The sequence below is a fragment of the Gemmatimonadota bacterium genome (genome assembly GCA_009838845.1).
Lineage (GTDB): Bacteria > Latescibacterota > UBA2968 > UBA2968 > UBA2968 > VXRD01.
This window is the reverse complement of the sequence record VXRD01000066.1, coordinates 24,858-30,857: the sequence shown is the minus strand read 5'-3', so window position 1 is coordinate 30,857 and position 6,000 is coordinate 24,858. Positions and strand designations below refer to the sequence as shown.

The 6,000-nt window shown below is 49.2% G+C and carries 5 protein-coding genes; 2 read left to right on the top strand and 3 right to left on the bottom strand.

Going from position 1 to position 6,000, the window contains the following annotated elements; genetic code table 11:
* The coding region (locus F4Y39_09085; GenBank protein ID MYC13862.1) for an AAA domain-containing protein at positions 1–3,040 on the bottom strand (3,040 nt) is incomplete at its 3' end.
* A 499-nt stretch (positions 3,041–3,539) separates the two neighbouring features.
* Between F4Y39_09085 and F4Y39_09080 the strand changes: the two genes are divergently transcribed.
* Positions 3,540–3,881, top strand: a complete 342-nt coding sequence (locus tag F4Y39_09080; GenBank protein ID MYC13861.1) for an NIPSNAP family protein — start codon at positions 3,540–3,542, stop codon at positions 3,879–3,881.
* A gap of 100 nt (positions 3,882–3,981) precedes the next feature.
* Here F4Y39_09080 and F4Y39_09075 read toward each other — a convergent pair whose 3' ends face one another.
* Entirely contained in the window at positions 3,982–4,932 is a 951-nt protein-coding gene (locus tag F4Y39_09075) for a hypothetical protein (protein MYC13860.1), read from the bottom strand.
* A 193-nt stretch (positions 4,933–5,125) separates the two neighbouring features.
* On the opposite strand from F4Y39_09075, the gene F4Y39_09070 reads away from it, so the two are divergent.
* The gene (locus tag F4Y39_09070; protein ID MYC13859.1) at positions 5,126–5,683 is read left to right on the top strand and encodes a hypothetical protein; all 558 of its coding nucleotides are present in this window, start codon (positions 5,126–5,128) and stop codon (positions 5,681–5,683) included.
* Positions 5,684–5,742: 59 nt separating this feature from the next.
* On the opposite strand, the gene F4Y39_09065 is transcribed toward F4Y39_09070, so the two are convergent.
* A complete protein-coding gene (locus F4Y39_09065) occupies positions 5,743–5,943 on the bottom strand; it encodes a cold-shock protein (protein MYC13858.1) in 201 nt (66 codons plus the stop codon).
* Between the last annotated feature and the right edge of the window lie 57 nt (positions 5,944–6,000).

The following is a 6,000-nucleotide window of genomic DNA, read 5'->3' as shown; positions in this document are numbered from 1 at the left end:
TATAGCGGCGTTCAATTTCAGCCAAAGGCACGACTTCTCGGTCGGTAAAAACAGGCGTACTACTGCTTATCAGGCCGATGTCCGCAACTTCAATTTGAGAATCCTGACACACGATGACGGCGCGGTTTATCGTATGTTCCAGTTCTCGTACATTCCCTGGCCAATCGTAGGCTTGCAGCACTTCTATCACCTCTACCGCCAGAGGATCGATTTGCTTGTCCAGATGTGCCGCCATGCGAGTCTTGAAAAGCTCGGCAAGGTCCGGGATATCCTCCTTTCGCTCGCGCAGGGGCGGCAAAGACATTGGAAAGGCATTGATGCGATAATAGAGATCCTCGCGGAAAGTACCTGCGCTTACCATCTCTTCAAGGTCGCGATTGGTCGCTGCCACAATCCGTGCCTGTATCGATAGTGTCTCGCTACCTCCAACGCGCTCATAAGTGCCCTCTTCCAGCAAGCGCAACATCCTGGCTTGCGTTTCCAGAGTCATGTCGCCGATCTCGTCCAAAAAGAGCGTGCCGCCTTTTGCCAGTTCTACCTTGCCCAGTTTGCGAGAAACTGCACTGGTAAACGCCCCTCTCTCGTGACCAAAGAGTTCACTATCGATCAACGTTGCTGGCAGTGCACCGCAGTTGACCTGCATAAAAGGACCATCGCACTTGGAACTCAGTGCGTGTAACACCCGCGCTGCCAATCCCTTGCCCACACCCGTCTCGCCCTTAAACAGTACCGACAGATCAGTAGCTGCCACCTTTGTAAGCTGGATTTGAAATGCGTGAAGAGCAACACTTTCACCGATGAATTCTTTGCCAACGCCATCCGTGCTGTTGATTATGGAGGTCAATGCACTGATGCGCGGGTCTCTCTCTACAGAGAGTTGCGTCTGTGCGATCTCTGAGTAATTGAGGTCGCGATCTATCGCCCTGACCTGAAAGGTGTAGTCTCCCGGTGGCAAGTCCCGGTAATAGGCTCGCATCTTGCGAGTGGGGGGTTGCCAGTCGAGATCATAGCCTTTCAGGCGATAGATGTAGAGCATATCGCGGGGATGTGTGGAAAAACTCAGGCCCTTGTACTCGAAAGTCATCTGCTGATCTGTGGTAGATACGATGATGTTCTGAGGGTTTTCATAGACCTGATCGGCGACAACTTGAATCAGGCGAACTCTGGGGGAGGTCTGTCGCTGGCGATAGCGCACCAGAGTGTTTTGGGCTGTACCGAAGTAGAAGGCGCCATCGCGGTCTTCGAGTATTTTGAGCACCGCTCCTATATGCGGTGATTTGATGGTTTGAAAAAGCCGACCATCGTAGTGAACCACGCCGCCGTCTGTGCCGAGCCAGAGGTGGCCTTGCGAATCCTCAATCAAGCAGTGGATGCGGTTGCTCGGCAAACCGTCTTCAGTCGTGAAGGTCTGGAAGGTGCTACCATCAAAACAGGCAAGACCGCCCTGAGTAGCCACCCACAGGTTGCCATGGCGGTCTAATAGCAAGTCACTGACCCTGTCGTCGATCAGCCCGTCTTCAACCCCGTAAAATTTGAGGTCATCTTCGAGTTGCCAGCGTGCGAAGCCCCTATTGTTGTCGGAGAAATGTTGATGAGCAAGATAGAAATAAACCTCGCCATTGCGTCCGGTAATCACAGTACCGATGTAGCTGCGAGGATCCTGACTTTTATCTTTTACAAAAATGGTTTGAAACTCTTCGCCTCGCTGATAAGTGAGCCTCAATGGACTGGTAAAAAGATCTTTTTGTCTTTTGTCTTTTTTCTTTTCCCAATGACCAAAAAGAAATTGCCCTTCCCCATCTTGGGCAATTGCACAAATACTGCTTGAACCTGCGGTTGTTTCTATTTTTTCGATCTTCTGCCCATCGTAGCGAAATAAGCCATTGATGCCCCCAAACCACAGATACCCGTCGTGGTCTTCGTAGATGGCAAAACAGTTATTGATATCAAAATCATCCTCAGAGCCTATCAGGTCAATGGCCTTTCCATCAAAGCGAAAGACGCTATTGCTTTGATATTTAAAAACAGGAGACACAGACCCTACCCATATATCACCGCGACTATCTTGTACGATCTGCGAGACCTCACTCACGCTTTCAGAGACCCTTGCACTGAAGTCGAAAATGCTGATACTATGCGCATCGTAAAGACCGACGCCACCCCAGGTGGCAAACCAATACTGATGCTCGCGATCATGGAACACGGCTTTGACAGCGGGATGGGGCAACCCATCGGCAGGCGTAAACTTGCTGAACCCATCACCGTCTTGATAGAGCACGCCTTCTGAAGTGCTACACCACATCCGCCCTTCCCGATCGCACTGAATTTTGCGCAGGTCACTATCCAAATCGACTTGAACAGGCTGGAAGGAGCCATCGGCATAGCACCAGAGTCCGTTTTCGCTTTTGTGATGACCAAACCACACCTTACTGGTATCATCCTGTCCCACGGCATAGCTTATCCACTGTTCGGAAAACCCCTCTTTCTCGTCGTAGCGGTAAAAGGATGTGCCATCGAAACGGATGAGGTAATTAAAGCCAAACCACAGATGACCTTCCGAGTCCTGGGCTATGCCCCGACACTGTTTACGAAAAGGTAGCGGCTTGTAGTGCTGTAGATAAAGCGGCATCAGGTCGTGAAACACAGTACCGTCGTAATATCCCAGAGTACGGGAACCACCACACCATATACGTTCTTCGCTGTCTTCATAGATGAACTGCACTGCTCGGCCTGCAATCCCGTCGTTCTCCAAATGGTGGAAATTTGTTCCATCGTACCAGCAGACCCCATTTCGTGTACCAAACCACAACCGATTCTGACTGTCCTTTTGAATAAAATAAATACTATCATTAATAAGACCGTCCTGTTGCGTAAAATTTCGAAACTCGTCTCCATCGAAGCGACTAACACCGTTATCCCCTGTGGCGAACCAGAGATAACCTTCGCTGTCTTCGGCGATGTGTTCAATGCGCATCCCGGTCAGGCCATCGGTCATAGAATACGTTCGCCAGATGCCTTTGTGGTCAAGTGATTTGATCATAAAAAACCTTTTGCATAAGACATTATATCGTCCCACAAGACGTAATATCGTCTTTGAAGTATATGTACAAATATTTAAAGAGCAAGAAAAAAAGTCCTATCTAACAGAACTTTTTTCGTCGAGTTTGATCGGGTGTGCAGATGAGCAACGCTTACGGCCTTTTGTTTTACCTTTGCATGGCTTTTTTATAAAAAAATGAGGGGACGGCAGGGAGGGATACCATTTACCTTGCCGCCCCCGAAGACCGGGCTGGAGTGAAGGGATATCTCGGCCCGGTCGTTGTGTTCATGGGGATTTGTATTAACTCTGATTGAACACTTAGACGGGCTACAAACGTTTTTGGTGTCAAATTTGGAGGGAAAAAAATGGATCCCGGTACAAAAATATGGAGCGGTTCAAAAAAGCCGAGTATTTGTGGGGAATTTCTACTAAATTATGATGCTAATAATTCTCGTGTTATATGTAATGATTTCTTTCTCACCCTTTTTGGAGATTTTCTATGATTTACGACATGCGTACCTACGACCTGAATCCCGGTGCTTTGCAAGCCTATATGGATGCGGTGCGCGAGGTGGCACTTCCTCTGCGCGAAGACTACGGCGTCAAACTTGCCGGGTGGTATTATACCGATATTGGAAAATTAAATCGCGTTGTTCACATCTGGGCGTATCGCGATTATACCCATTTTGATCAGGCGCGGCAGGCTGTCCGTAGCGATCCCCGATGGATCAATGACTATCTGCCTCGCGTCAAAGGGCTTGTGGTGCGCCAGCAAGATCAAATTATGCTCGCGTCCGATTTTTTCGAGTCCCGGGTTCCGGCTCTGTCGGAAGATGCATGAGCGGGTTGTTGCGTTTAAAAATAAAAAAGAACGGGTAGAGCGTATTGTAATTCTCTACCCGTTTCTTTTTTGCCTGAGAGATTAATCAGGGCAGGCAACGTTAGTCGTCATCCTTGCTCGGGATGTTCAGGCGGAAGAGTACGGGGTGGTGGTCCGAGTAGTGCTGTGCAAATAGGCTCCCTTTGTACGGGTCGCCGGGATAGGTTTCGGAGCCTTGCCAGGTGCCGCGCATCTGGTCGATGAGGTTGATGACTTGAAAATCAAATGTCTCGTCTATCTCGTCTGACCTGGCCGGGCGGTACATGACGTGGTCATAGGGTTTGCTGCTTTTGACCGCTGTGTTCGTTTTTCGGCATTCGTCGTTGAGCGATACAAATCCCCGCGGTGTTACTGCTTTAAGCTCTGCGGCGTTTTCGATGTTCATATCCCCTACGATGTAGAAGTCCTCTTCCTGTGCGTCGTGGCGGTCGATCCACTGGGCGATGCTCAAAAGTTCGGCTTTGCGTTCTTTTTTCTTGTTTCGGCCGGGAGATAAATGGACGTTGATGACGACGAAATCCATTTTGCCATCTATGGTGCGGAAGCCGTGGGCGTGTGGCACGCGGGGATATACGGGATGGGCAGAGCGGTCTTTTGCGAGGAATCCGTTGGGCAGGTCATGGGCAATTTTCAGTTTGTCGGGTTTGTAAAAGACTACGGACCATTCGGTGCTCGATCCGGCTTTGTGGATTTTTTCGCCTCTTCCCGTGTCTTCACAAGATAGGGAGTAATCAAAGCCCTGTGCGCTCATGGCATCGAAGAAGGCGTCGGCTTCAGGGTCTTCGCTATAGGGCTTCCCATCGCAGTATCGGCCATTATCAGGTGGGGCAACGAGTTCCTGGACGACGACCATGTCGTATTTTTTGACCAATTGGGCGAGTGCTTCGTTGTTTTTCTTTTTGTATAGACCGACGAATTTGATGTTGAAAGAACAGATTGTGATTTGTTCGTCAACTTGTGGTCGGCAACCGAATAATAACAGGAGAATGAAGCATAAAAGGTGTTTTTTCATGGTGTTCCTGTGTTGGATACAATTCTCATCGCGGCTTTTAATATAAATATAAATGGGATGACAAATCCAATACAGGAAATTTGGCTTTGTCCGGGGTGGTGAGTTGAGGGGTGAGAAAAATACTTGAAGAACGCCTGAAATTTCTCGACCATGAGCGCGGGTATATCTGATCATTCTGAACAGGAGATTTATTATGAGCAATGGACAAATCATTTTTCAGGATACATTTGACGGCGGGCTGGATAGCGGGTGGTCGTGGTTGCGGGAACATCCCGATGATTGGCGGATTCGGGATGGGGGTCTGGAGATTTGCGTGCGTCCCGGTGTGAAAGATACGGTGCAAAATGCTTTGCTCAGGTCCGCGCCAGATCGCGATGACGGTGCGTATGCGGTTGAGGTTACGATTACCAATCACAGCCAGCCGACGCAGCAATACGAGCAGGCGGGTATTACGTGGTATCACAATGGGGAACCGGTGTTCAAAGAGGTGAAGGAACTCATTGATGGCGATCTGTACATTATTCCCGGGAAGCAGCCGATGCCGACGCAGAGCGTTCGTTTGCGGCTTGTTGTTACGGCCAGTACCTGGGAAGCGCAGTTTCGCGCCGAGGGTGAGACCGCATTCCAGACTGCGGCTTCGGGTGAGCTTCCGCCTCCGGGCGATGATCAGGTGAGTATTCAGTGCTATAATGGTCCGGAGAAAGGCGATCACTGGATACGGTTTTCGGATTTTTGTATTAGGCGCGTATAAAAAAAGCACCATCTCAGAACGAGATGGTGCTTTTGGGTTAATTCTGAATTTATTTCAGATTATTGCTTGGTGACATTCGCAGCCTGGAGCCCTTTAGGACCCTGGGTAATGTCAAATTCAACGAGGTCACCTTCAGACAAAGACTTAAAGCCTTCGGCTTGAATCGCAGAGAAATGGACGAAAACATCTTCGCCTCCTTCTTGCTCAATAAAGCCGAATCCTTTGGCGTCGTTAAACCATTTAACTCTTCCTTCTGCCAACGTACTTCACCACCTTTCTACATCGAAAATTGCACATCAGAACGAAAAAAGGCAAGA